We start from the raw sequence: 26,009 nt of genomic DNA, 5'->3' as shown, positions 1-26,009 counted from the left end.
GGCGAAATTTTATGGGTGATAAATCCTTACGTCGCATTTTTATTCTTGCCGGCATTGCGCTGATTCTGTGGGTGCTTTACCTGCTGAAGCCGGTTGTGCTGCCTTTTATCGGCGCTTTCTTAATTGCTTACTTATTCAGCCCATTAGTCAATAAAATACATAAAATAGGCTTGCCCCGCTGGCTGGCGATCAGCATTGTTTTTATCGGCATCGGCACAGTGCTGACTTGGGCCATGTGGTATCTGGCGCCGCTGGTCTGGCAGCAGCTGATGTATGCAAAAACCGGCATTCCATCAGGCATTCACTGGATCAACTATACCTTCCTGCCGTGGCTTTCAGCGACCTTTAATCTGGTTCCAATGGAAATAGACACAGATCAGATTTCTAAAGCAGTGATGGACTATATTCAGACCAACTACAGCACAGACAGCATTCAGGCCATGCTGCTGAAAGTCGCGCAGTCTGGCCTGAATTTTATCCAGATCGGCGGCACGGTGGTGCTGATTCCTGTAATTGCATTCTATTTCCTGCTGGACTGGGAGCGCATGCTGAACAGTATGCGCCGCCTGATTCCCCGCCCTTATGAAAAAAGCGCGCTGCATATTGTGGGCGAGTGCCACAGCGTGCTGGGCGCATTTGTGAAAGGCCAGTTTCTGGTGATGTTCCTGCTGGGCGTAGTCTATGCCGTCGGCCTGCAGATGATCGGCCTGGAAGTTGGCCTGATTATTGGCATGATTGCCGGCCTGGCCAGCATCATTCCTTATTTAGGCTTTGCTGTCGGCATGATTGCCGCCGTGATTGCTACGCTGTTCCAGTTCGGCATTGACTGGATGCAGCTGGTGCTGGTGCTGGTGGTGTTCATGATTGGCCAGGCGGTAGAGGGCTATATTCTGCAGCCGTTCTTATTGGGCGATAAAATCGGCCTGTCGCCTGTTGCCGTCGTTTTTGCCGTTTTGGCCGGGGCGCAGCTGGCCGGTTTCCTCGGCATGCTGATAGCCCTGCCTGTGGCGGCGATTATTGTGGTGCTGCTGCGCCATGCGCGGGACTGCTATGAAAAAAGCCAGCTCTATGGCTCTCCGGCTTTGATTCTGCAGGATATTTCTGCAGGCACAATTTCCATTCATACCGAACAGGCCGATGTGGAAGTCGAGCTGAAGGAGCCGGCAGCAAAACCCCTGCAGGAAGCTGAAAAATCGAGTAAGATCGAAGGGTCAGACAATAAAGACTCATAAGGCCAAAACATATATATGCGTCAATTGCAGTTAGATATTGAACCCCGGCTGGATGCCCGAATCAGCGATTTTTCCGGACCGGGCTGGGGGCATGTGATTGATGCGGTGCGCCAATTGCATGCCGGCCTGATAAGCCGCTTCTATATTTACGGCGGCGCCGGCACGGGCAAAAGCCATCTGCTGTCTGCAATTTGCGACTCATATCTTGAAATCGGCAAGTCAGCAATCCAGGTTTCCCTGCTTGAGCTGCTGGATGCGCCAATTGAAGCCATCAGCGCTTTAGACCAGTATGACTTAGTCGCTTTGGATGATATTGAGGCCATCAGCGGTGTGCCGCACTGGCAGCGCGCGGTATTCCATTTAATCAATTGCAATAATGAAGGCGGCGGCCAGCTGGTCTTTTCATCGCGCTTTGCCCCCATCGAACTGAAGCTGGAATTGCCGGATTTGCAGTCACGCCTGACGCAGGCGGTCAGCGTCAAAGTGCCGACCGGCAGCCTGTATGCCGACCGGCAGGCGCTGGTCACATCGGTGCTGGCGCGGCGCGGCATTCATATTGATCCGCAGATTATTGACTATCTGCTGCTGCATGGCCCGCATCAGGCTTCGGTGCTGCTGCAGACGCTGGAGCAGCTGATTCAGCTGCTGAAAGGCGAAAAAACCAAGCTGAGCAACGCTGCGTTGCGTCAGATTTACGCCTTAATTGATGAGTATCAGTAAACTATAAAAATTCTTGAGTAATTATTCAAGCTATGACAAAGTACACGAAATAATTCGATGCTGCAGGGAATGTGCGGCGAAAGAATAGAAAAAGAAATAAAAAAAGAGACAAGGAGAAGGTTATGCTCAAACGGAGCATAGGCATTGGCATGCTGTGTTTTGCAGGGCATGCTTACAGCGCTGAAATTGCGGTGACCACCACTGCAGATGCTGTGAAGGATGACAAGGAATGTTCGCTTCGCGAGGCAGTTGAATATCTTAATTTAGCGGAAGCAGACCGGCCGGAAGCAGGCTATATGGGCTGCGGCGGCAAAGGCGCGTCTGCTGTGATTGTGCTGGAAAAAAACAAAGTCTACAGGCTGGACAAGAAAATCAGCATTAAAGCGGCCATGGACATCAAGACGCTGTATGATAGCTCCGTCATGGAACAGGCGGTGGCTGGCCTGAATAATGCAGTGATTGAAATGGCCGGCCAGGATCAAATCTTTCATATTGACAACAATGACCAAGTTCCGGTTAAAGTCAGCATGAAGGAAATCACCTTTCAGGGCTGTAAAAAAAGTATTTGCGCAGCTCAGGGCGGCATAATTTACAACAATGAAACTTTAACGCTGGAAACCGTTAAATTGCTGAATGGCTTCGCAAATTTAGGCGGAGCAATCTATAACGCCAGTTTTTCAGCAGACGCGGCTGTGACTGCGGGTAGCGTGACGCTGCAGAATTCGCTGCTTGAAAACAATAGCGCGCAAGACGGTGGCGCTATTTATTCGCTGGCGCCCGGCTTTAAAATTTATCATTCTGTTTTCCTGCGCAATGCCAGCAGCTCAGGCGGGGCGGTAGTTTACACTTTGAACGCTGCAGCCGACAGCTCAAAACTGGTGTTTCCATCCCGGCTGAATATTCTGGTCAACAGTACATTTTTTAAAAATAACGGCTATGCGGTAAATCTCAAAGACGGCATTGGCTTGAATAACCTGAGCATTATCAAAAATGCCGGCGGCGTTATGTTTGATGCGCCTGAAGGGCGCGGCTATCTTGCCAACAGCGTGGTGATTGGCAACGGCACTGCCGGCGAAGCCAGAGATTGCGGAGCTGAAGGCGCATCTGCAGATAAGAGCATTCTATTCAACAATCTGGTTTCGCAGCCGGACTGCCCGGTTGGCGCCAGCGCAAATCAAAATACAGTTCTGCAGGGCCCGGACGTGATTGCCGGCGAAGATGAAGGCGCATGCAGCAATCTGCTGCAGGACGGCAGTTCTTTATTCTGCCCTTATGCCGTGCCTGCAAAGGCTTTTCTCGGCTATTTGCGCCCGCGCATGCTGCTCAGCTATGCCAATGTGTTTTCCAGCCCAATTTTAAACAAAGGCCAGACTTTGGCCAATGGCAATGCGAACTTTGTCTACTGCGAACCTGCCGATCAGCGCGGGACTGCGCGCTTGGCGGATAACCTCTGGTGCGACCGCGGCGCAGTGGAAATTGCCGTGCCAGCCAGTATTTCAAAGCTGGGCAAAGACATTAAGCCCGGTGAAATCGTCCAGCTGAATATTCTGGAATCTTTAGGCGACAGCGACTTGATTCCTAAAGAGCAGTGCAATGCGGTGGCCGGGCCAAATCCGGCGGGAACGCCGTGGCAGGATGGATGCCTGAAAATCAAGCAGAAGGAAACTGTATCCAAAGGCCGGACCGAGCTTAATCTGGACGGCGGCCTGACCTATACGCCGAACGGCAGCTGGCATGGCACAGATGATTTTGAAATTCAAATCATTACTTCCTCTACGCGCTTTAATAGCCCTGTGGAAGCGAAGTACCTCAGCGCGCGGGTGACGGTTAAGCAAGAGCCGGACAATGCAATGGAAAGCAAAACAGTCGAAACCTCAGGAGGCGCTTTGGGCGCATATAGCCTGGCTGCCTTATTCGGCTTATTGGGCCTGCGCCGATTCAAAAAATAATTAGGGACAAGCGATGAAACAATATAAAAAAGGACTGCTGTGCTTGATGGTTCTGTCTGCCATGTCGTTGATGGCGGCGGACAGCAAGCCAATTTATGTCACCACCTTTGATGACGAAGCCGGGGAAAATTCAAGCCACTGTTCGCTGCGCGAAGCGATTATTGCAGCCCAGAAAAATACTTCATTTGGCGGCTGCAGTGCAGGCAGAACAGGCTTGGGGCAGACCGATGTGATTGAGCTGCAGGCTGGCGCCTATCTTTTAACCCGGGGGGAGCTAAGCCCGGAGTCTTCTGTGCGGATTTTAGGGAAAAGCCGCAATAACTATGAAGCCAAAAGCGCATTTACAGATGCCTACCCGGCATATGAAGAGATAAAAACGGTTATCGCATCCAAAAACGCTGACTCGCGCCTTTTCAACACGGCAGCGACTCGGGCGGATGTGCAGCTGCAGGATATTGCTTTAAAAAATGGCTATGCTAAGGATTACGGCGGCGCTGTATACGCCGGCGGGAATTTTTCCATTAAGCGCGGCGCGGTTACCGATTCAAAAGCCGGCAAAGCCGGCGGCGCCATCTATGCGGTTGCGCTGGATGCGAATAAAGAAATCAATATCAGCAGCAGCAGAATTGAAAATAACGCCGCGCCGAAAGGCAGTGTGCTGGCGATGAGCTGCTTGGGCAATATGAAAGACAATAAGCCGGTGATCAGCATTGCGCAGAGCAGCATCATCCGCAATGGCGCGCCTGACAGCCTCAGCGCCATGGATTTCTGCGGCAGCATTGACGCGGTTCTGGAAGCGAATACTATCGCCGAAAATACGGCAGATGCTGATGAAGGAAGCATTTTGCGCGCAGTATCTGATGGAATTGAGCGCCTAAGCCCGTATTCCTCCCTGACTTTCAGCAGCAACACGATAGTGGATAACGCTGCTTACAGCGCTTTTTACTATGATTCAAATGCGGTCAAAAGCCTTTCCTACAATGTGCTGGCCTATAACGGCGCAGGCAAGTCATGCCGCTATCTGAATAATCAGGAGCCTGATGATGCTGTGCCGATCAGAGCCTTTAACAACGCTCTGGAGCTGGAAAATGAGTCCTGCATACTGCCGGCCAAAGCGCTGGCAGATGCAGCTGACAGCTATAAGAATCTGGATGTTTCCAATATTGCCATGTACAGCTTACTGACCGGCCTGCAAAATGCGTCTGTGTATAATCAGTATTTGCCTTTGTACTATCCGAAAGCCGGGACGCAAGGCGCCAGCCTGGTGAATGTCGGCACAAGCGCATGTTCTAAATATGATCAGCGCGGCATTGCCCGCATTGCGGATGCGGCGTTAATCCTGAGCCCTGATCAGCGCAACTCATGCGACATCGGTTCTGTAGAGCTGCTGAAATTCAGCGCTGCGGATTCCGATACCTTGAATAATCCTTCGCAGAAAAAAATGCTGAGTGACTTGCAGGGCGTGATTGATGGGTTTAAGGCGGATATTACTGACCCTGACCGTCAGGAATATAAAACAGCCAATCAGGCGGATTTGCAAGCCGCTGAGCTGTATCTGGACAAGCTCAAGAATAATCTGATTTACCGCGCAATCTATATTGATCCATTTGTGCTGGCTTTGCCGCAGGAAGTCAATGTAGGCAGTTCGGAAGAAAGAAAGTATAAGCTGCTGAATGCGGAAAATTATGATGTGGCGGTTAAAGCCATAGGCATCGGCACAGAGCTGAAGGTGGACAGTGCAGGCAAGCCGGTGCTGAAAGGGGATGCTGCGGATTTAGTCTGCCGATGGGATTCCGCTTTAAACAAAATCCTGATGTACCGCACAGGCGGCGGAGCGACTAGTCTGGGCCAGCTTGCATACTGCCAATACACCTTGAAGGAAAAGGCGGGAAGCCGGGCGGAATCTTCAGGCATTTTAAAAGGCGAATTTCAGAATATTGCGCCAATTGCCGTGAATGACCAATATGCGCTGAGCCCGGAAAACAGCTTAACTGTCCGGGCAAATCCCTTGGAAAATGACAGTGACGGCGGTGATGGCCCTGCATCTCAATTGCCGGCAGGCAAGGCGCTGTGGCATAAGAATGAAGACGGCAAAGATATTCCGATTCATTTTGACAGCATTCCTGCCGGACTGGACTTTAAGGCGCAATACAGCGGCCCATGTCCAAACGGGTATGAGCAGGATACATGCTATGGCGGGACGCTGGAGTTCGCTGCCAAGAATAATTTCAGCCAGTTTTCCTATGAAGTGAAATACACTGTTTTTGACTCGGAAGGCAAAAGTTCCGCTTCAGCAGATATCAATTTGCTCAATACTGCCAAGGACACCAATTCCAGCTCAAGCGGCGGCGGTTCCGCTGGAATATTTGGCATTTTAGCCTTAGCCGGATTGGCTTGCTTTAGAATGCGCAAATATGCGCCGCAGCGGTAAGCCAGCAGATTAAGAATAAGCCGGTGATAGAAGGCCCCTGTTTGCAGGGGCTTTTTATTTTGCCGGCGGATTAAAAGCGGATAGGGGGGCGGCTGGATGTTGCTGCTGAATTAATGCCTGCTGAAAACCAATACTGAGCTGCGGCCAGCCCAGTATTTAAAATGCTTCAGATTTTTTGGAGCGATTAATACTCAGCCGTTGCAGGCTTTAAGTATTTATTGATGTATTCTTCGCGGATTGCGCTGCGCTCATCCGGCGCTGCTTTCTGCAGGCGCTGAGCAAGTTCCCTGCGCTCCTGGCTGCTCATCTTTTGCCAGGTTTCACGCATTTTCTGCTTTTCTGCGTCCGGCAGCTGGTTAAACCAGTCCATGCGCTGCTGCAGGCTGACGCTCTGTTCCGCTGGAATTTCTTTCAGCGACTGATAGCGCTTGATCAGCGCTGCCTGTTCAGTATCGGATAGGGAGTCCCATGTTTCATTCACCTGAGTATCTGCATCTTTAGAAAAAATCCAGAAGCGCTCAAAGCCTGCGAAACTGGTTTGCAGAAAACTGAATGCGCAAAAAGCGATTGCCAACTTTTTAGCTGCCATGCGGAACTTTGTCCTCGCCTAAGACCATGAGCATTTCTAAATCTTCCACCATCTGCGGCGAAAGTTTAGGCGCTGATACAACTTGATTTTGCGGTTTTTCATTCAGCGTGACTGAATTCGGCAGCACGACAAAGCCTGCTATGGCGGCTGCTAAAGCAAAGCTGGACATTTTCCACAGACCGTAGCGTGATGTTTCACGTTGATGAATTTCTTCAAGAACATTATTCATCACAGCGGCCTTGCGTTCATGGCGCTGTGCGAGTCCATCAAGTTTGGAAGTTACTTGCTTTAAGAAATCATCTTGCTTCATTCGGATGACCCTCCCAGGTGTGGATTCAAATGCGCTAAAGAGGCGCGCAAGCCCTGTATAGCGCGGTGATAATGCGTTTTCACGCTGCCTTCAGTGCAGTTCATAATCTGCGCGGTGGTATGCGTATCAAAACCTTCCCAAGCCCGCAGCATGAAAGCCTGCTGCTGCCTTGCAGGCAGCTGCGCAATGGCTTCCTGAATTTCTTCAGCGGTTACGGCCTGGTCTATAAGCTCAAAAGGGTTGGGCGTAGATTCATCCACCACATCATTCAGCTCAATGTCATCCTCTTCCAGGCTGACTTTTCTAAAAAAAGAAAAGGGCTGAGCGCGGCGGGCCTCTTTGCGGCGCCAATCCTGCAGCTTGTTGTTCAGGATGGTGTAGAACAGGGGATACCATTCTTCAGTGGATTTATCCGCATAAGATTTATGCAGCGAGATGAAGGCTTCCTGAACCAGATCCATGGCCATGCCATGCTGGTTTTGGGTTGCGCTTTCCATCATTACCAAGGCGCGTCCAGTGACTTCGAGCATGAAGTTTTTCAGGCGAGATTCAGCCGTGCTTTTTAAAACACTCGCATCTGCCGCATTGGACTGTTTTGGCGCTAAATCCATAGAGATGGAAAATCCTGTCATTGGATACCCACCATCATTTCCAAGTTCATACCCACAATAACGCTGGAAACGATGGTTTGGTTGACAAACAACTTGTTATTTTTATAGTTTAATCTATTTTTTTAACTGGGCGGGCCCAGTTAAAATAAAATAACGATTTAAAGGCGCTGGCGCACCATTTCAAAGAAGCACACAGAGCCGGCAATCGCCACATTCAAGGATTCCTGGCCGCCTGGCTGCGGAATGGAAACAGCTTCTGCATGCGCAAGCGCATAGTCGCTGACGCCTTGGCCTTCATTGCCCAGAATCCAGACGCAGGCTTTGCTCAAGTCTTTTGAATACAGGCTGGCAGCGCGGTGTGAACTGGTGACATAAACAGGAATTTCAAAGCGTTCCAGGCAGTCTTCCAGCGCGATATTTTCATAGGTCTGCAAAGAGAAATGCGCGCCCATGCCTGCACGCAGCACGCGCGGCGACCATAAGGATGCAGAGCCTTTGGTGCAGACTACCTGCTTGATGCCCGCCGCCGCCGCTGAACGCAGCAAAGTGCCGACATTGCCCGGATCCTGGATATTTTCCAGAATCAGCGTGTCTTCATCAAATTTCAGCGCTTGGCGTGAAGTGGGCAAATCTACAATGGCTAAGCAGGCTAAAGTCGTGCCCAGCGTGCTTAAATCCTTATAGAGCGATTCGCCGATAACAAAAACATGGCCCGTATATACGCTTAGAATTTCTTCAAAGTCGGGATGTTCCAGCGCATGTTCTGTGGTGAAAATAGAATTGATTTTTCTGTTTTCCTGCAGCCATGCAAGGCACAAATGCGTTCCTTCAAGAACCGTTTGGCCGTGTTTCTTGCGGTGAGCGTTCTGTTCGATTAAGCCGCGCAAATGCTTGATTTTCGGGTTGTCTTTAGACTCAAGAAAAATAGTTGACATGGGGGATAAAGTCCACGGCGGTCCGCTGGGCTGACCGCCGTTTAAAAGATTAGTTGTGATAGCTGGTTACGAGTTCAACTTCGTTTTTAGAGCCGATGATGACTGGAACGCGCTGATGCAGCTCAGCCGGCTGAATGTCAAGAATGCGCACACGGCCAGTCGTTGACGCGCCGCCAGCCTGCTCCATCAGCATGCTCATAGGATTGGCTTCGTACATCAGGCGCAGGCGGCCGGCTTTTTTCGGGTCTTTCAAATCGTATGGATACATGAAGATGCCGCTGCGGCACAGGATGCGGTGAATATCGCCGACCATGCATGCCACCCAGCGCATGTTGAAGTCTTTTTCACGCGGGCCAGTTTTGCCGGCAAGCAGTTCATCGACATAGCGCTTAACCGGCTGTTCCCAGTGGCGCTGGTTGGATGCATTGATCGCATATTCTTTGGTGTCGGCGGCGACTTGAATGCTTTCAGAAGTCAGCAGGAATTCTTTGGATTCAGGATCAAAGGTAAAGAACACCACGCCAGCGCCTACAGTCAAAGCCATCATAGTTGACGGGCCGTAAAGCACGTAGCCGGCAGCGGCCTGATTGACGCCCGGCTGCATGAAATCTTCAGCTTGCGTCACGGCATTTTTTGCCGGCAGGATGGAAAAAATGGTGCCGACGCACATATTGATGTCAATATTGCTTGAACCGTCTAATGGGTCAAACAGAACCAGATATTGGCCGTTTTCTTGCGCCGGAGTGAAATCATCCAATTCTTCTGAAGCCAGGCCGCCGACATTTGGATGCGCTTTCAGGGCATCAATTAAATAGTCATTTGAAATCACATCCAGCTTTTTCTGCTCTTCGCCCTGAACATTTTCATGCTGCGCACTGCCCAGTACACCCGCTAAAGCGCCTTTTTGCAGCAATTGATCAATGTCTTTGCATGTATTAGCAATTGTTTCAACTACTTGCGCTAGTTCAGGGGTTAAATTTCCGCTTTGTTGTTGTAGGAATTGGGATAGGCTTAAGTGTGACATGACTGGAAGGCTCCAAAAATAAAAACGGTCAAAAATGATCGGAATTGAATAACCCTGTATTTTAGATGAGAATGCGCTAAAAGAAAAATTAAACCGCACCGTTTGCCGTGATTTTGCCCTTGCAAGTCCTGAGGAACATGCTATGTTGAAAGCAGAAAATAGAGTGGATGATCAGGAGCACAACAATGACTACGCAAAAATTTGATGCGACTCCAACACCGAGTGAAGGTTTGAATTTAGACGAAATTTCCAAGGATAAAGTGAAGGAAGCTTGGAGCAGCTATGAGTCTAAGCCAGAGTATAAAAAGTTCAATAAGCATGATTTAATTGAATCCATGCAAAGCGCTAAAGATGCTCCGGAAGAAAAACCTGAATAAGCTGAATCAAAGGCATTAAAAAAGCACTCATGGAGAGTGCTTTTTTAATGCCTGTACGGCAGCCGCTGCGGGCATGGATTATTTCAGCAGCGGCGGAACGGCTTCATAGTTGATTTCTACGCGGCGGTTTTCTTTCCAGGCATTTTCATCATGGCCCGGGTTGATTGGCATTTCCTTGCCATAGCTGACTGCTTCCAGTTGAGTCGCGCTGACGCCGCTGGTGACAAGGAAGCTTTCCACCGCTTTGGCGCGGCGTTCGCCCAGCGCCATGTTGTATTCGCGGGTGCCACGTTCATCGGTATGGCCGGTCAGGGCAACGCGTGAGCTGGCATTGGCGACAAGGAACTGCGCATGCGCCTGCAGCGTTTGCAGGTCTTCATTTGACAGTTCGCTGCTGTCATAGTTGAAGTGCACGACGCGCTTGGCCAGGAACGCCTTATTGGCAGCCGTCACGCCTTTAGCGGATGCGCCGGCAAGGTTTTGCGCGTTCAGCGCTGCATCTTCACTGAGGCCTTCGGTGTTTACGGTTGAAGCGCCGATCGGGTTTTGAGTCGCGTCGACAGGAGCAGTGGGTTTGCGGTTTGCGCAGCCGGTCATGATGACAGCCGCAGCCAATACTGGAAGTGCGAATAATTTTACAGCTTTCATCTTTATCTCCATGAAGGTTGATTTGTTCTTAAGTTATTTAGGCGCCCAAGCCGGTTCGCGGACTTCACCTTGCTCACTTGGCAGGTTCATGCGGAAACGCCCGTCTAAAGACATGATGGACAGCAGGCCGCGGTTATTTTCGCGCGTTGCATAGACCACCATCTGCCCATTAGGCGAGAAGCTTGGAGATTCATCCAGGCTGGTTGGCGTCAGAATGTTGGTGACGCCGGAGTCCAGATTCTGCACAGCGACTTTGTAGCTGCTGCCGCTAGGGCGGTGCACCAATGCCAGCTTTTTGCCGTCGGCGCTTAAGGTGCCGCGGGCGTTGAATCCGCCGCGGAAGGTCAAGCGCTTGGCGCTGCCGTCTGCAAAGCTGTAGCGGTAAATCTGCGGCGAACCGCCGCGGTCAGAGGTGTAAATAAAGGATTGGCCGTCTGGCGCATAGCGCGCTTCAGTATCAATCGCGCTGTCGCTGGTCATGCGCTGCAGCTGGCGGCTGTCCAGATCCATTTGATAGATTTCAGGATTGCCGTGCATGGATGCGGTGAACAGCATGCTCTTGCCGTCTGGGGAAAAGCTTGGCGCGCCGTTCAGGCCGCGGAAGCTGGCTAATTTTTCACGCCCGCCTGTAGCCAAGTCCTGAATATAGATGGCCGGGCGCTTGGTTTCAAAAGACACATAGGCGATTTTCTTGGCATCCGGCGTCCAGGCCGGGGATAGAATAGGATCGCGCGATGTTAAAACCGTTCGCGGCTGTTCGCCGTCGGTATCCGCAATTTGCAGGGTATAGCGCTGATCCGGCGTTGCAGGATTGCGCAGCACGTAGGCAATGCGCCCGCTGAAATCTCCGGCAATGCCGGTCAGTGCCTGATAAATCGCGTCACTGATCATATGCGCCGCCTGGCGCGTGCGGGAAGCCGGCACGGTCAGCAGCTCATTCAGCAAATACTGTTTTTTCTGCACATCATACAGCTGATAGTGCACTTCAAATGAACCGTCAGCCGCCGGCTTCATTGCGCCTGTCACCACATAGGGTACGCCGGCAGCTTGCCATGCTTCAGCATTCGGCGTATTCAGCGCGGCCGTGGCAGGCAGGTTTTTAGAGGCGCTGCTGAATTTTCCGGAGCGGTTTAAGTCATTTTCAATAATCGGGTAAAGGGTCTGGTCATTGCTGAACGGCATGATCGCAATTTTAGGCGCTTCTTCGGGCGCTTTGGTAATCTCCAAATGCAGCTGCGCATGCGATTGGCTGATTAAAACAGGACTTAAGGCTGTTAAAACAGCTAAGCAGAGCAGATGTTTTCGCGTCATTTCCATCATTCGCTGAATACTCTAAATCTATGAATTCTTGTTGCTGTGAATGTGTCACATAATGGCATGTTTTTAAAATAATTAAAGCACAAGATTATGAAGAAACTGTTATCCGACTGTGAAAATGCGGCCGCGGCAACGCAGTTTATTTTTAAGGCCTGCTTAAAAAACTCAGCCTGAGCGGGCCTTGCCTGTTCCTGCTTTTTATTTGGCAGCAAAGCGGATATGGATCAGGCGGGCAGCGCGCCTCGCGCCGGGGTCTTCCGGCATGGCAAAAGGCTCGGCCTGCCGAACAGCTTTCTCTATGCTGTTTTTAAATGCTGCATTCGGCGCACCCATCACTACAATGGACTGAACATTGCCGGTATCAGTTAATACAATCCGCGCCCTTGCGTCCAAGCCGGCTGAGCCTTCCGGAACCTGCCAGCTGCGGAATATTTTCTGCTGAATTTCCCGCTGACTGCTGGATGCGATTTTTTTCACTTCAGATTTTTTTGCTGCGTCCGCTTCAGCTGCTCTTTTGGCTGTTGCCCTTTTCAATTCAGCGCTTGGGTCTGGCGTTTTAGCTTTCGCTGCAGTTCCAGCGGGAAAGTCATGGGCAGCGTTTGCTGTTTCCTGCGCGGCGGCGGGTGCGTTATGGGCTTGCTGTGTTTGCGCAGCGGTTCCAGCTGCAATGAAAAAAACGCAAGGCGCAATAAATTGTTTGAATTGAAGCATGCTAAAAATGGCCTATGTCATGAAAGAGGCGGGCATAATAAAAAATACCCTCTGACGGATCAGAAGGTATTTTGCTTTAATTTGAAGATCTGAAAGTTGAAGTCATACTCATGGCTTCACGGCGGGCATCCGGGTCTGACGGCATTGGGTAGGGCGCAGCACTGCGGACGGCCGCTTCAATGCTGGCTTTCATATCCGGGTCGCTGGATGTAACAACAACCGAACGGACGGCTCCGCTTTCAGTTAAAGAGATGCGGGCAGTTGCTGTTTTACCGGTTGAGCCTGTTGGAGTATCCCAGGCGCGCTTGATTCTGCTTTCAAAGTCACGCTTGGCTGTAGAAGCAATTCTTTTGGCTTCAGCTTTTTTCTGCGCGGCTTCTTCAGCGGCTTTTTTAGCTGAAGATGCTTTGGCTTCTTCAGCAGCGCGTTCACGCGCTTCAGCGTCTGCTTTAGCCTTAGCATCCGCCCGGGCTTTAGCATCAGCTTCCGCTTTACGCTTAGCCGCTTCAGCATTCGCCTTAGCTTGGGCATTGGCTTTCGCCTGCGCATCTGCTTTGGCTTTAGCATCAGCTTCCGCTTTGCGTTTAGCTGCCTCGGCATTCGCCTTAGCTTGCGCGTTGGCCTTCACCTGCGCAGCGGCTTCGGCATTTGCCTTAGCTTGGGCATTGGCTTTCGCCTGCGCATCTGCTTTGGCTTTTGCGTCTACCCGGGCTTTAGCATCAGCTTCCGCTTTGCGTTTAGCTGCTTCAGCATTGGCCTTGGCTTGCGCGTTGGCCTTCACCTGCGCAGCGGCTTTGGCATCGGCGATGCGTTTCGCTTCGGCATTTGCCTTGGCATCCTGCTGCGCTTTCAATTTCGCATTTTCAGCTTGGCGTCTGGCTTCCAAATCGGCTCTGCGTTTGGCTTCTGCGCTGGCTTTGGCTTTTGCGTCTGCCCGGGCCTTAGCATCCGCTGCGGCTTTGCGCTGAGCTGCTTCAGCATTGGCCTTAGCCTGCGCATCCGCCTTGGCTTTTGCATCTGCCTGCGCTTTTAACCGCGCTGCTTCGTCCGCCTTGCGCTTTTGCTCGGCGCGTTTTGCCTCATCGGCGGCTTGGCGTTCCGCCGCTTTGGCCTGCTGCGCGGCTTTTTGTGCATCCAGCTTGGCAGTATCCGGCTTTTGAGGCGCCGGAGCAGGGACAGGAACTGCCGGAATCACCGGCGCAGGTTCTATGCTGGGTTCCGCAGTCTGGGTAATTTCTTCCGCCGCATTTTCATGCGCTGTTTCATTAAACGGGGTTTCTTCGCGCGTGACCGGCTTTAAATCTTCCGGCTTGATCAGTACGGTTTTAATCTGCTTTGGCGGTTCAGGCGGTTTGCTCATGCCAAGATAAAGCAAGCCCACAACCGCAATGACATGCACACCTGCGGTGAAGCCAATTGCAATCGCTTTTTGTTTAAAAGGCGGCTTTTTAAAATCTTTCATAAGTTACTTTAAAGGCTCTGTCAGCAGTCCCACTTGTGAAAGTCCTGCATCCTGCAGTGCAGACATTAGCTTAATGACTTCACCATAAGGACGGGATTCACTGCCATTGATCAGGACACTCAGCTGTTTCTGATCGTCCTGCGCCTGAGTCTGCGCATCGGTCAGCGCAGCTTTAAGCTCTTCTAAAGACAGCGCTTCATTTTTATGGGTGCTGTCTTCCAGGCGAATGCTGCCGTCTGCTTCCAAGGTCACAATGGCAGGGCGGTCTTCAGACTGAATTGGGCTGCTGTTGGCTTGCGGCAGGTCGACTTTAACGCCAGTGGTGATCATCGGCGCTGTGACCATGAAAATCACCAAAAGCACCAGCATGACGTCAATATACGGCACGACATTCATTTCGCTTTTCAGCGGCTTTTTAATGCGCTCGAAGCGCCCGGAGCGTTTAATAGCCATCAGCCATGTTCCTGATCAGAACCTAATGACTGGCGCTGCAGCAGGGCAACCATTTCTTCCGCAAATAAGGCGCGGTCTGCATACAGGCTTTCGCCTTTGGCTGTGTAATGGTTGAATGCCAGTACAGCCGGAATGGCAGCGAATAGGCCGATGGCTGTCGCAATCAATGCCTCGGCAATGCCCGGAGCAACAGTCGCCAGCGTCACCTGGTCTACATCCGCCAGGCCAATAAAGGCGTTCATAATGCCCCAGACTGTGCCGAATAAGCCGACATAGGGCGCAACCGAGCCAATGCTGGCCAAGGCGCCTAAGCCCTGTTCCAGATTGCTCTGGTCGCGGCTTAAGCTGACGCGCAGAATGCGTTCAGTGCCGTCAATAGTTTGGGCAGGCGCGGCATTGCGCTTTTTCAGCTTGAAGAATTCGCCCAAGCCTTGGTAAAAAATATCTTCCAGCCCAACCCGCTTCGAGTTGAGCTGCGCATTGTTATACAGGGTGTTTAATTCGGCGCCAGACCAGAAGATTTTTTGAAAATGTTCATCATCGGCCTGCGCCTTTTTGCAGCTCATATGCAACTTGGCAATCAGATACCAGCTGTACAGCGAGGCGAATAAAAGCAAAAGCATTACCAGCTGTACCACGGGACTTGCTTGTAAGATTAGATCTGATACGTGAAGGGTTGATTCTAGTTGCGTTGCCATAGTTACATTAAGCCAGTTAATTTTTTTAATCTTGTCCCAATTCAATGAGAATCAGTTTGCGTATTTCTTCGGGAAGCCGGGTTGGACGCATGCCGTCTACACTGATGCATGCCAATTCGACTTCGCCGGATGCAAGCATGATTTCACCACGATAAATATTTTGTTGCAATACAAATGACGTAGCTTTACACGAAACTACACTTGCAGTAACAGTAATCAGGTCATCCATGAGTATAGGACGCGAATATTTCACATTTATTTTATGCACAACAAAGTTGTAGTCTTTCTGATGCCAGTAGTGGCTGATGCCTGATGCGCGAAGCCATTCAGTACGAGCGCGCTCCATGAAGCGGATGTGGTTAGCGTGGTAAACAATGCCGCCCGCATCGGTATCTTCAATATAGACACGAATATTGAACTCGAATTTATTCGCCATGAGTGTGTTCCGTTTTTGCTGCAGTTTTTGAGGTATCGCTTTTTGCTTAGCAAGGCCCGTGCATTTTAGAAACCGGCAGCTTTTTGCTGAAGCTTAAGCGCTGTAACGAAGGCAGTTTAGCATCCTGAGTGTTGAGGCCAATGGCACAAGGTTTCAAATCTGAAAGGAGATGCTGTGCAATCTGCCGCAGCGCAGCTAAACTGTCTGCAGGCTTAGGGGGAGCGCAAAATGAACTGTTATTTCAAATGGCTGCTGATTTTAGCTGCAGGGTTTGCATTATGGTCTTATTGGCCGAAAGCGGAGCGGGGCATTGCCGATGCGCCTGATTACCGGTCTGCCGGCGGCGTTCATCAGTTTCAGGGCTATACCTTGACTAGCTTGGCGCCTTACGCGGGTGAATTCCGCGTTTTATCTAGGGAAAATTACAGTGTTGGGCGCGAGGCGGAACTCAGCCCGGTGGATTTCGCTTTGGGCTGGGGAAAAATGGCCGATCCGCAAGTGTATCGGCAGCTTTCCATTAGGCAGAGCAGCCGCTGGTATTATTGGCGCTATGAAAATGCGCCGCCGATTCCGGTTGATGAAATTCAGACGCATAGCGCCAATACGCATTTAATTCCGGCAACAAAAGCGGTGGCGCAGCAGCTGAATGATATTGATCAGGATGATCTGATTTATTTAACAGGCCAGCTGGTGGAAGCGAAGTCTCAGGATGGCTGGACATGGCGCAGTTCTTTAAGTCGTGAAGATACCGGCAATGGCGCATGCGAGCTGATGCTGGTGGAAAATGTGCGGGTGATTTCTAAGTTGTGAGTATTAAGTCAATAATAGACTTCTTTCATAAGTCATTTTTTAAACAATATTTAATTCACAATGGGAATTCCCTCTCCTTTTTAAGGAGAGGGCTAGGGAGAGGATTTTATTAAAAAAATTCCCTCATCCTAACCTTCTCCCAAAGGGAGAAGGAACTTTCAATATTAATTTCACTTTTCTATTATTTCTGATTCAAATGTTGGATTCATATAGGATTTTCCTTAAATGATGTAGCTCACAGTAAGTGAGCTACTCTTAATAACCAATCACTTCGGCTCAGGCGGCGTCATGCCAAACTGCAAATACGCCATATTGGTGGCAATCCGGCCGCGCGCCGTGCGCATCACATAGCCTTGCTGAATCAAATACGGCTCAATCACATCTTCCAAAGTGCCTGAATCTTCCGCCATTGCAGCGGCCAAAGCCTCTACACCGGCAGGGCCGCCGTCAAAACGCTCCAGCAGCATGCTTAAATAGCGCCGGTCCAGCGTGTCTAAGCCGTCTTTATCGACATTCAGCATATCCAAAGCGCGCTGCGCCATGTCCTGAGTGACTTCACCGGTGCCTTTCACCTGCGCATAGTCGCGCACCCGGCGCAGCAGGCGGTTGGCAATGCGCGGCGTGCCGCGGGAACGGCGCGCGACTTCACGCGAGCCTTCATCGGTAATCGGCACATCCATCAAATTGGCTGAGCGCGAAACAATATGCGTCAGGTCAGCCACCGAATAAAATTCCAGACGCTGCACAATGCCGAAGCGGTCGCGCAGCGGAGAAGTCAGCAGGCCGGCGCGGGTAGTGGCGGCCACCAAGGTGAATGGCGGCAAATCCAGTTTAATCGAGCGGGCAGCGGGGCCTTCGCCAATCATGATATCCAGCTGGTAGTCTTCCATGGCCGGGTAAAGAATTTCTTCAATAACCGGGGAAAGGCGGTGAATTTCATCAATAAACAGCACATCGCCTTCTTCAAGGTTGGTCAGCATGGCTGCCAAGTCGCCTGCGCGTTCCAGCACCGGGCCGGATGTGGACTTTAAATTGCCGCCCATTTCACGCGCAATAATATTGGCCAGCGTAGTTTTGCCCAGGCCGGGAGGGCCGAAAATCAGGGTGTGATCCAGCGCTTCAGCGCGGCCGCGGGCGGCGCCGATAAAGATTTCCATCTGCTCGCGCACAACGGGCTGGCCGATGTAGTCTTCAAGCGTGGCGGGCCGGATGGCGCGGTCAAAGTGGTCTTCGGGTTTTTCGGAACCACTGATGAGACGGTCTTGCATAAGTATTTAACTAATCTCTTGAGCAGGGCATTTTGATGCTGCATGCACAGCCTCAAATCATAATTTGTGTTCAGCTGCCATTGTGTAGGCTTTGCCTTACTTTTAAAAGATCAAAATGAGCACTTTAAAATATATCTTAAAGTCCGCAAGGAAATCTTTTGCTGGATTGAGGATATGTCCCTATATTCCAATCTGACAGGCGGCATTCATGCCGCCATCGTATATTTAAATTAGGGCTAGATCATTTGCTTTTGAATTATTTATTCATCGACTTTAATGCAGCGCGGATGATGTCGCTGGCTTCGGTATAGTCCGCTTTGACAGCATTAATCAGCTTTTGCGCCTCGGCCGGCTTGTAGCCTAAAGACTGCAGCGCTGCTTCAGCTTCGGCAACGGCAGAGTTTCCGGTAAACTGGATTTGCTCAGCGGTGGAGTTGCTTGGCGCGGCGCCTGTGCTCATGGCTTTAAAGCGGTCACGCAGTTCAATCATAAGGCGTTCGGCGGTTTTTTTGCCAACGCCGGGAACTCGCACCAGCGTATTCAGGTCTTCATGCTCTACGGTGTGAATCAGCATATCGACGCTTAAGGTTGACATAATCGCTAGCGCCATTTTCGGGCCAACGCCGTTGACTTTCAGCAGCGTGCGGAAAATGGTTTTTTCCTGTGCATGGAAAAAGCCGTACAGCAGCTGCGCGTCTTCACGCACCGCCAAATGCGTCCATAAAGTGACTTTCTGACCTTTCTGCAACTGGCAGAATGTAGACAGCGGCGTATCCACTTCATAGCCTACGCCATTCACATTCAGCAGCACTGTAGGCACTTCAAGCGCAAGCACTTCGCCAATAAGACATCCGATCATTGATATTATTCACTTCTATGTTGAGGGTTGAATCTTAGCTGCCATTTGCTCTAAACGCAAAATAGCCTTGAGGATTTCTTTGCGGTTCTGCGCAGATTTTACCCAGGCGGGAAGGCGGCTGAAATAAGCTTTATTGGCATTAAGATAAGTCCGCTGCCTTAAGTCGGCAGAAATATACGCTTTTAGGCAGCTCAGCTGCTCAGGGTTATAGGCAAAAATCAGCCCGTTTCTGACTGCCGTGGTTAAATATAGGCGATAGCCAAAATAAGGATCTGTATTTATTTCACCGCCAGAGGCTTGGCGGAGCTGAAAGCTTTGCGGGTCAATGCGTTTCTGCGCAGGGCAAAAACTGCATTGCAGCTGGACAAACGGCGGAACAAAGCTTCGCTTGGGATAATACTGATGAAATTTATATTTTCCCTGCCTGCAGGCGCAGGCTTCATCAATCTCCAAATAAACCCCTGAAAAATAGCCTAAGCTGTTTTCCCGCTGAGCGGCCTGATCAAAGTGTTTGCAGCAGTGCATGCAGCTGAAAACAGGGCGCTCATGATGCTCACCGGCAATTTTCTGCTGAAAAACCACAGCCTGCTTTTTGCAGAAAGGGCACTGCACTGAAATCGGCAGATGGCTGAACGTATGCCAGGTGATGCCCTCATCCACAAACCTTTTCATCAGAAAAAGCCAGCCTTGTTGCCTTGCAGTTCCTGCGCCAAATTGTACGCCTGATGGTCTGAAAATTTCGAAATAATATCCAGCACCTGCATAATATTGCTGTAATGGTCGTGATTAAAGTCCGCGCCGGAACGGTTTAAAATAGCAATCAGGCGCTGTTCCTTAAAGCTTAGGGTTTTATGCGGCGTGGTCAGCGGAATAAAGGCATCTAAAATATTCTGCAGGCTCTGATGGGCAATAATTTCCAAGCCGGCTTTGTGCGGATGCTCGAAAATTTTGTCGCGCGCCAGCGCTTTGGCGCGGTTGATGCCTGCTTCTATATCCGGCGTGCAGTACTGCAGCAGCGAGCCTTGCAGCTGGCCGGACAGAATTTCAAAATGATGCTTGGCGAAAGCGCTGGTGACTTCATCGACCAGGCGCTTCATGGCGCGGCCGCGCAAAGCGGCGATTTTCTGCTGCCATGTGGTGCTGCGCATCGACAGTTCAGCGGGAACGCCGTAATCCGCAATCAGCTCTAAAAAGATCGGCTCCACTTCTTCATACTGCAGCATGTTTAAAATAATGCCGTCTTCCAGATCAATCAGGGCGTAGCACATATCATCGGCCGCTTCGAGCAGGTAAGTCAGCGGATGGCGGCAGTAGTGGTAATCGCCCAGCTGGATTAGGCCCAGCTGTTCTGCAATCTGCCGCAGAATGTCTTTTTCCGCCTGATAGCAGCCGAATTTAGGGCGCTTGCTGGCCGGCAGGTTGCCCTGCGATGCAATGGTTTTAGACAGCCAAGGGTACTTTAAGTAAGCCCCTAAGGTTGCGTAAGTCAGGCGCATGCCGCCGTCATTCGGATGATAGTCAATTTTAGTCAGCAGGCGCAGGCCTTGCGCATTGCCCTCAAACTGGCGCACATCGGCTTCCTGTTCCGGGCTGAGGTTCTTCAGGAAGTCAGTATGCGAGGCATCATCAAACCATTCGCGGATGGCGTATTCGCCGGCGTGGCCAAAAGGCGGGTTGCCAATGTCATGCGCCAGACAGGCTGCCTGAATAATGGCGCCGACATCTGCCGGAGAAATCCAAACCGGGAGCTGATCCTTGATTTTTTCGGCCGCCAGCATGCCGAGCGAGCGGCCAATGCAGGACACTTCCAGAGAGTGCGTCAGGCGGGTATGGATGCCGTCATGCTGCGTCAGCGGATGGACTTGGGTTTTCCGGTTCAGCTGGCGGAAGCTTTGCGAAAAAATGATGCGGTCATAGTCTTTATGAAATGGGCTGCGCGCCTGTTCAGAACTCTGTTTTTTACTGCCAATGCGAACTGTCGAAAGCAGCTCTAGCCAACGCATTTGATTCATTTATCATTATTCAGTGGTTTACTGAAAGCATCATGCCAAAAAAGCCGGGCCGGCACTAGGGCCCTGCGACATGATTTGACAGCTTGAATGTAACACGGGAAGTTTTCTCAGTTTATTTGCCTGCCATCCACTTGGGCGTCAATATTTGTCGCGTAGGCTCCGCTGTGGCAGGTTTTTCATAACAGACCAATTTATAATAACTTTCATGATCAGTTCGTGATACAAATTGACGGTCAGTATTATTTTAAATGAATGAAAAGATAATTAGGGTAAGCGCATGTTTGAACGGTTATTAACGACATTAGGTATGGGTGCGGAACAGAAAGAACAAAAAATAATTGCAGATCTGCTTTATAACATTGTAAATCCATTAAAGGCGCTCAATGCCGATTATCCGGAGCAGCTGGCGGCGTATATTTTAACTGGCGAACATGCCGGTATTTTGCTGGCGCTGCAGTCGAGAACAGATGATGACGCCGCGATTTTGCTGAATCAGCCTGGAACCTTGAACTGGTGGCGCCCGCAGCCGGGCAGCCAGTCTTTAATTCAGGGCAATAAGAAGCTGGCGAATCAATCGAAAAATGCGCGGGTGAATTTTTACCAGCATTTAGGGCAGGATTTAACGCCTGAACAGGCAGTCCGCTACGGCAAATTTTTGGCGGCTTTAACGCGCGGGCAAAACTATACCGCGCTGAGCGCGCAAGTGCCGAGCTGGTTTGAATATTTCATGGTGGATGGCCTGCACAGCAGCCTGGGAGACAGCGCGCTCAATAAAAACATGCAGTTCCGCAAGCATTGGACGGTGCAGGCTTTGCACGATATGCTGCAAAGCGAGCATTTAGATGGAACATTGGTGCTTAACCTGCTGTTTGACCGCGCCAATCTGTATGAATATTCGTGGAGCAATTTAGACTTATTCTACCGCCTGCCGGATTTTGAAGCCTATATTCTGTCGCACCGTGATGCTTTTGCAGGCCTGTATTTGCAGCTTTCGGCCAACGGGCAGCATAATTTGCTGAACTATTTGGAGCGCACGCCTGCAGTGACGCAGCATTTTCCGGGCTTAGTCATCGGCTGCGCCTTGCAGGGCAGTAAAAAAGCCCGCCTGATTGCGCAGTCCCTCTTGCCTAATTTAAAACAAGAAGATGTGCAGGAACTCTTGGCGGAAAAGCTGCAGCATGGCATTGCGAAAGAGAAAACCGGCGCAGCCGAGCTGCTGGCGCGTTCCGGCCTGGCGGCGAAGCCTGTTCTGCAGGCGGCCTTAGTGCAGGAAAAAAGCAAGGCGGTGATTCAGGCCGTGGAGCAGGCATTGGCCCGTTTGGCGTCTTTAGACCATGCGAAGGACGATGAGGAGTTTGCCATTCCAGCATTTGAGCCGATTGTTTTTCAGAAGCTGCCGGCATCGGTCAATGCGCTGCTGCAGGAAAACTATCAGGCGGTGCTGGAAAAAGCGCAGGCCGATGCCGAGCAGGAACAGGAAGACAATAAAACCCGCGACTGGAACAGCAGCTGGCGTCAGGCAAGCTATAAGCGCTTGAAAAATATCGGCGGGAAAAAGCTTGCCGAATATGCAGATATCATCAATGGCGATTCGAACAGCAAAACTGGGCTGGACCCTCAGGTGATCTTCTATAAAAACCACCTGAATCAGCTGCCGGAATATAATCTGGTGCATTTCTTGAAAATATCCGGGCAGAGCCACCGCCGGCAGGATGGCCTGCATTTGAGCTCGTATATTCTGGATGACTATTTCAAGGCAGACGGCTATCAGAATCTTGAGCTGCGCCAGCTGGCCGATGCGGTGACGCAGGCCGGCTATGAAAATGCCGATAAAACTGTCGGGCTGATGCTACTGCAGTCGAATTACGATGATTTGATTGAGCGCTTAGTTCCTGAGCATGTTTGGCCGTTTTATGCAGAGCGTCAGGATCTGCTGGCGGAGGCGCTGGGATTATTGCCGAGCCAGCTGACAGGCAGCTATGCCAGCTACGATATTGAAGCGGCCTTAAAGATTTTGGGCTATTTCCCGAAGCTGCCTGCGCGGTTTATTCCAAGGCTATTGGAACTGGCATTAGGGGAAGGAAAAAGCCACCGCCTGCAGGCGCAATTGCTGCTGGAGCGCTTAGGTGATATCCGGCTGCGGGCGGAAGAGGCTTTAAGCTCAAGCAAGCAGGAAATCCGCATTGTGGCGGCGGAATGGCTGGCCCGGCTGGGCGATCCGCTGGCCGTGGCAGCCTTGAATCAGGCCTTGAAGAAAGAAAAGCGGGAAGTGGTGATAGCCGCCCTGCTGACCAGTTTGGAGCGTTTAGGCGAAGATATTTCCGCCTATCTGTCTGCAGATTTCCTGCTTAAAGAAGCGCAGAAGGGGCTGAAAGGCAAGCTGCCAAGCAGCCTGCTGTGGCTGCTGGACAAGCCTTTTCCGCAGCTGGCTTGGCAAAATGGCCAAGTGGCTGAGGATGAGATTATCCGCTGGTGGGCAGTGCTGGCGCATAAGCTGAAAGAGCCGGCGGGCAATGCGCTGCTGCAACGCTATCTGAGCCTGCTTTCCGCTTCCAGCCAGCAGCAGCTGGGCGAATTCCTGCTGGATGGCTTTATCCGTCAGGATACGCGCCATCCGTCGCAGGATGAAGCTTTGCAGGAAGCCAATCAGCATGCGCCGAACCGGCTTGCCGGCTATAAAAATGCATTTAAGAATTATGGGCAGAAATACCCTGAGTACTATGGGCGCTATGAGCACATTACCCTGGAGCAGGTTGTTGAAGAAATTAAGCGGGAGGCGCTTTCACGCTATTTAGGCTCAGCGATTGGCGACAAGGGCATTCTGGCTTTGGCTGGCGGCGTGCAGGGGCATAAAGCCGTCCATTTCATTCAGCAGTATATGAAAGATCACTACCAGCGCCGCGCGCAAATTGAAGCCATGATCGCCGCGCTGGCGAACAGCGATGACCCGGTCATCATTCAGTTTTTATTGTCCATTGCCCGGCGCTACCGCACAGCTTCGGTGCAGGAAAAGGCCCGCGGGCTGATTGAGGCGATTGCGGAACGCAATGGCTGGAGCAATGATGAGCTGGCCGACCGGACGATTCCAACCGCAGGCTTTGATGAGCATGGAATTTTAACGCTGGGCTATGGCGGGCGGGATTTCAAAGTTTCTTTGGATGAAAACTATAAGTTCGTGCTGAAAAATGAAGACGGCAAGGAAATTAAAGCCCTGCCTGCGGCCCGTCAAAGCGATGATGAGGAGCTGGCCAAAGAGGCGAAAAAGCAGTTCAGCAGCGCTAAGAAGGAGTTGAAGCAGATTCTTGATCTGCAGACAGCCCGCTTATATGAGGCGATGTGCGCTAACCGGCGCTGGGCTGTGGCCGAGTGGCAGCAGTATCTGGCGGAGCATCCAATTATGAAGCGCTTAATTCAGCGCTTAGTCTGGCAGGAAATTGCGGATGGCAAGGTTGTGCATACTTTCCGCCCGGCTGAAGACGGCAGCCTGATCAACGCTGAAGATGATGAAATTGAATTGTCTGCAGACAGCCAGATTCAATTGGCGCATGCCGCCCTGATGGATGGCGCCTCCAAGCAAGACTGGCAGCAGCATTTGAAAGATTACAAAGTAAAGCCTTTGTTTGCGCAATTAAGCCATCTGCTGCCTGAGCTGGATGTGCAGGATAAAGATGCGGTGGATGACCGCTTGGGCTGGATGAGCGATACATTCACCTTGCGCGGGGTGATGAACAAGCTGGGCTATCAGCGCGGGCAGGCCGAAGACGGCGGGGTTTTTGACTATTATTCTAAATCCTTTAACAGCTTAGGGCTGACTGCTTATATCAGCTTCAGCGGCAGCTATTTGCCGGAAGAAAATATGCCGGCGGCTTTATACCGCCTCAGCTTCAGCCGGAACAAAGGAAGCTCATGGAACCGCGCCGACTTAGCGCTCAATGATGTGCCTAAAATTTTATTTGCGGAATGCTATGCGGACTATCATGCCGCCGCTGCAGCCTGCCGCGGCTTCGATCCAGAATGGGAGAAAAAAACACCATGGTAAATCAAGCCATTATCCGCCAAAGCGCAGAACAGCGTTTTGCAGCCGAGCTGAATCTGCTCACTGAGCATGATCAGGCGAACGTGCGGCCGCAGGGCTGGCTGCGTTCGCCGCGCGCTGTGCGCCAGTTTATTTTGGGTGATGAAAAATTAGGCATCAGCCGCAAGTTTTATGGCGATGATGCGCTGGTTGACCGCGCCATTGTCACCTTGCTGGGCAAGCAGGGGCTGATGCTGGTGGGCGAGCCGGGAACCGCCAAATCCATGCTGTCTGAATTGCTGGCGGCGGCCGTCAGCGGCGATTCCGGCCTGACGGTTCAGGGTACTGCCGGCACGACCGAAGACCATTTGAAATACTCATGGAATTATGCGCTGCTGCTGGCGGAAGGGCCGAGTGAAAAATCGCTGGTGGCCTCGCCGGTTCATCAGGCGATGCAGCAGGGGAAAATCGTCCGCTTTGAAGAAATTACCCGCTGCCCGCCGGAAATTCAGGATGTGCTGGTTTCGCTGATGTCGGAAAAAACCATGATGATTCCGGAATTAGGCCAAGCCGGCCGGGTGTATGCCAAAGCCGGTTTTAATATTATCGCCACGGCGAACTTGCGCGACCGGGGGGTGCATGAAATGTCATCGGCCCTAAAGCGCCGCTTCAACTTTGAAACGGTGCGCCCGATTGCGGATGCCCAGTTTGAGCGCGAGCTGGTGCTGAGCCAGCTGCAGCATGAGCTGGGAGATTTATCCGCGCAAATTCAGGTTGCAGATTCTGTCATTGATCTTCTGGTCACGGTTTTTCAGGAATTGCGCCAAGGCGCAACCAAGGACGGGGCTGCAATCAAGACCCCGGATGCGGTGATGTCTACGGCCGAGGCGGTGAATATTGCGCATGCAGCTGCTCTGGAAGGCTATTATCTGGGGGATCAAACCTTGAGCAGCGCCGCAATCGCCAAGCAGCTGATCGGGGTTGTCCTTAAGGATAATGCCGATGATGCCAAGCGGGTGCGCTTCTATATGGATAATGTGGCCCGCGAACGGGCGAAGCAGGATGCCGTCTGGAAAGCCTTTTTTGAAGAAGGCAAGCGCTTCTGGCAGTAGCAGGCAATCATGGCTGAGCATCCGGCCTAT

General features: G+C 51.3%; 24 protein-coding genes. 8 read left to right on the top strand and 16 right to left on the bottom strand.

Annotated elements, in window-relative coordinates; translation table 11 throughout:
- The first annotated feature begins 11 nt into the window (after positions 1-11).
- The 4 genes from cxpE (at position 12) to BEN74_RS04395 (ending at position 6,332) form a co-directional block, all read left to right on the top strand.
- Positions 12-1,232: a chloramphenicol efflux transporter CxpE gene (gene cxpE, locus BEN74_RS04410; RefSeq protein WP_068913166.1), complete on the top strand. Its 1,221-nt coding sequence runs from the start codon at positions 12-14 to the stop codon at positions 1,230-1,232.
- 15 nt (positions 1,233-1,247) lie between these two features.
- Positions 1,248-1,952: a DnaA regulatory inactivator Hda gene (hda, locus tag BEN74_RS04405; RefSeq protein WP_068913164.1), complete on the top strand. Its 705-nt coding sequence runs from the start codon at positions 1,248-1,250 to the stop codon at positions 1,950-1,952.
- Between the two features lie 122 nt (positions 1,953-2,074).
- Complete coding sequence (rbtA, locus tag BEN74_RS04400; RefSeq protein ID WP_068913162.1) at positions 2,075-3,901, top strand: rhombotarget A; 1,827 nt, start codon at positions 2,075-2,077, stop codon at positions 3,899-3,901.
- A 13-nt stretch (positions 3,902-3,914) separates the two neighbouring features.
- Positions 3,915-6,332: a CSLREA domain-containing protein gene (locus tag BEN74_RS04395; protein ID WP_068913160.1), complete on the top strand. Its 2,418-nt coding sequence runs from the start codon at positions 3,915-3,917 to the stop codon at positions 6,330-6,332.
- Between the two features lie 184 nt (positions 6,333-6,516).
- On the opposite strand, the gene BEN74_RS04390 is transcribed toward BEN74_RS04395, so the two are convergent.
- The 5 genes from BEN74_RS04390 to BEN74_RS04370 form a co-directional block, all read right to left on the bottom strand.
- Entirely contained in the window at positions 6,517-6,921 is a 405-nt protein-coding gene (locus BEN74_RS04390; protein WP_068913158.1) for a DUF3106 domain-containing protein, read from the bottom strand.
- A complete protein-coding gene (locus BEN74_RS04385; protein ID WP_068913155.1) occupies positions 6,911-7,231 on the bottom strand; it encodes a hypothetical protein in 321 nt (106 codons plus the stop codon). Before BEN74_RS04385 ends, BEN74_RS04390 begins: the two co-directional genes overlap by 11 nt.
- Positions 7,228-7,842 carry an RNA polymerase sigma factor gene (locus tag BEN74_RS04380; protein WP_068913153.1) on the bottom strand — a complete coding sequence of 205 codons (615 nt, stop codon included), beginning with the start codon at positions 7,840-7,842 and terminating at the stop codon, positions 7,228-7,230. Before BEN74_RS04380 ends, BEN74_RS04385 begins: the two co-directional genes overlap by 4 nt.
- Before the next feature lie 158 nt (positions 7,843-8,000).
- Positions 8,001-8,777 (bottom strand): TrmH family RNA methyltransferase, encoded by a 777-nt coding sequence (locus BEN74_RS04375; RefSeq protein ID WP_068913151.1) that lies wholly within the window; start codon positions 8,775-8,777, stop codon positions 8,001-8,003.
- Between the two features lie 49 nt (positions 8,778-8,826).
- Positions 8,827-9,801 carry a class 1 fructose-bisphosphatase gene (locus BEN74_RS04370; protein WP_068913148.1) on the bottom strand — a complete coding sequence of 325 codons (975 nt, stop codon included), beginning with the start codon at positions 9,799-9,801 and terminating at the stop codon, positions 8,827-8,829.
- Positions 9,802-9,986: 185 nt separating this feature from the next.
- On the opposite strand from BEN74_RS04370, the gene BEN74_RS04365 reads away from it, so the two are divergent.
- On the top strand, positions 9,987-10,178 hold the full coding sequence (locus BEN74_RS04365) for an NF038105 family protein (RefSeq protein WP_068913146.1): 192 nt from the start codon (positions 9,987-9,989) through the stop codon (positions 10,176-10,178).
- Between the two features lie 78 nt (positions 10,179-10,256).
- On the opposite strand, the gene pal is transcribed toward BEN74_RS04365, so the two are convergent.
- The 7 genes from pal to ybgC form a co-directional block, all read right to left on the bottom strand.
- Positions 10,257-10,826 (bottom strand): peptidoglycan-associated lipoprotein Pal, encoded by a 570-nt coding sequence (pal, locus tag BEN74_RS04360; protein WP_068913143.1) that lies wholly within the window; start codon positions 10,824-10,826, stop codon positions 10,257-10,259.
- Between the two features lie 33 nt (positions 10,827-10,859).
- The gene (gene tolB / locus BEN74_RS04355; protein ID WP_162898216.1) at positions 10,860-12,143 is read right to left on the bottom strand and encodes a Tol-Pal system beta propeller repeat protein TolB; all 1,284 of its coding nucleotides are present in this window, start codon (positions 12,141-12,143) and stop codon (positions 10,860-10,862) included.
- Positions 12,144-12,341: 198 nt separating this feature from the next.
- Entirely contained in the window at positions 12,342-12,854 is a 513-nt protein-coding gene (locus BEN74_RS04350; RefSeq protein WP_068913139.1) for a TonB C-terminal domain-containing protein, read from the bottom strand.
- Positions 12,855-12,930: 76 nt separating this feature from the next.
- A complete protein-coding gene (gene tolA, locus BEN74_RS04345) occupies positions 12,931-14,316 on the bottom strand; it encodes a cell envelope integrity protein TolA (RefSeq protein WP_068913136.1) in 1,386 nt (461 codons plus the stop codon).
- Between the two features lie 3 nt (positions 14,317-14,319).
- On the bottom strand, positions 14,320-14,769 hold the full coding sequence (gene tolR, locus BEN74_RS04340; RefSeq protein ID WP_068913133.1) for a protein TolR: 450 nt from the start codon (positions 14,767-14,769) through the stop codon (positions 14,320-14,322).
- The gene (gene tolQ, locus BEN74_RS04335; RefSeq protein ID WP_068913131.1) at positions 14,769-15,467 is read right to left on the bottom strand and encodes a protein TolQ; all 699 of its coding nucleotides are present in this window, start codon (positions 15,465-15,467) and stop codon (positions 14,769-14,771) included. The genes tolR and tolQ overlap by 1 nt, the downstream gene beginning before the upstream one ends.
- Positions 15,468-15,492: 25 nt before the next feature.
- The gene (gene ybgC, locus BEN74_RS04330; protein ID WP_068913128.1) at positions 15,493-15,903 is read right to left on the bottom strand and encodes a tol-pal system-associated acyl-CoA thioesterase; all 411 of its coding nucleotides are present in this window, start codon (positions 15,901-15,903) and stop codon (positions 15,493-15,495) included.
- Positions 15,904-16,131: 228 nt separating this feature from the next.
- On the opposite strand from ybgC, the gene BEN74_RS04325 reads away from it, so the two are divergent.
- A complete protein-coding gene (locus BEN74_RS04325; protein ID WP_068913126.1) occupies positions 16,132-16,713 on the top strand; it encodes a hypothetical protein in 582 nt (193 codons plus the stop codon).
- Between the two features lie 266 nt (positions 16,714-16,979).
- On the opposite strand, the gene ruvB is transcribed toward BEN74_RS04325, so the two are convergent.
- The 4 genes from ruvB to BEN74_RS04305 all read right to left on the bottom strand — a co-directional run bounded on the left by ruvB (position 16,980) and on the right by BEN74_RS04305 (position 20,852).
- Positions 16,980-17,981: a Holliday junction branch migration DNA helicase RuvB gene (ruvB, locus tag BEN74_RS04320; protein ID WP_068913124.1), complete on the bottom strand. Its 1,002-nt coding sequence runs from the start codon at positions 17,979-17,981 to the stop codon at positions 16,980-16,982.
- A 256-nt stretch (positions 17,982-18,237) separates the two neighbouring features.
- Complete coding sequence (gene ruvA, locus BEN74_RS04315) at positions 18,238-18,840, bottom strand: Holliday junction branch migration protein RuvA (protein ID WP_068913122.1); 603 nt, start codon at positions 18,838-18,840, stop codon at positions 18,238-18,240.
- A gap of 15 nt (positions 18,841-18,855) precedes the next feature.
- Positions 18,856-19,512: a hypothetical protein gene (locus tag BEN74_RS04310; RefSeq protein WP_068913121.1), complete on the bottom strand. Its 657-nt coding sequence runs from the start codon at positions 19,510-19,512 to the stop codon at positions 18,856-18,858.
- A complete protein-coding gene (locus BEN74_RS04305) occupies positions 19,512-20,852 on the bottom strand; it encodes a deoxyguanosinetriphosphate triphosphohydrolase (RefSeq protein ID WP_068913119.1) in 1,341 nt (446 codons plus the stop codon). The genes BEN74_RS04310 and BEN74_RS04305 overlap by 1 nt, the downstream gene beginning before the upstream one ends.
- Positions 20,853-21,129: 277 nt before the next feature.
- Between BEN74_RS04305 and BEN74_RS04300 the strand changes: the two genes are divergently transcribed.
- Together BEN74_RS04300 and BEN74_RS04295 are read left to right on the top strand one after the other, a co-directional pair.
- Entirely contained in the window at positions 21,130-24,891 is a 3,762-nt protein-coding gene (locus BEN74_RS04300) for a DUF4132 domain-containing protein (RefSeq protein ID WP_068913117.1), read from the top strand.
- On the top strand, positions 24,885-25,979 hold the full coding sequence (locus tag BEN74_RS04295) for an ATP-binding protein (protein ID WP_086374302.1): 1,095 nt from the start codon (positions 24,885-24,887) through the stop codon (positions 25,977-25,979). Before BEN74_RS04300 ends, BEN74_RS04295 begins: the two co-directional genes overlap by 7 nt.
- Positions 25,980-26,009: the final 30 nt, after the last annotated feature.

Origin of the sequence: Acinetobacter sp. WCHAc010034 (genome assembly GCF_001696615.3) — a bacterium.
GTDB lineage: Bacteria > Pseudomonadota > Gammaproteobacteria > Pseudomonadales > Moraxellaceae > Acinetobacter.
The sequence above is the reverse complement of the archived record's forward strand: the minus strand, read 5'-3'. Positions and strand labels throughout refer to the sequence as shown.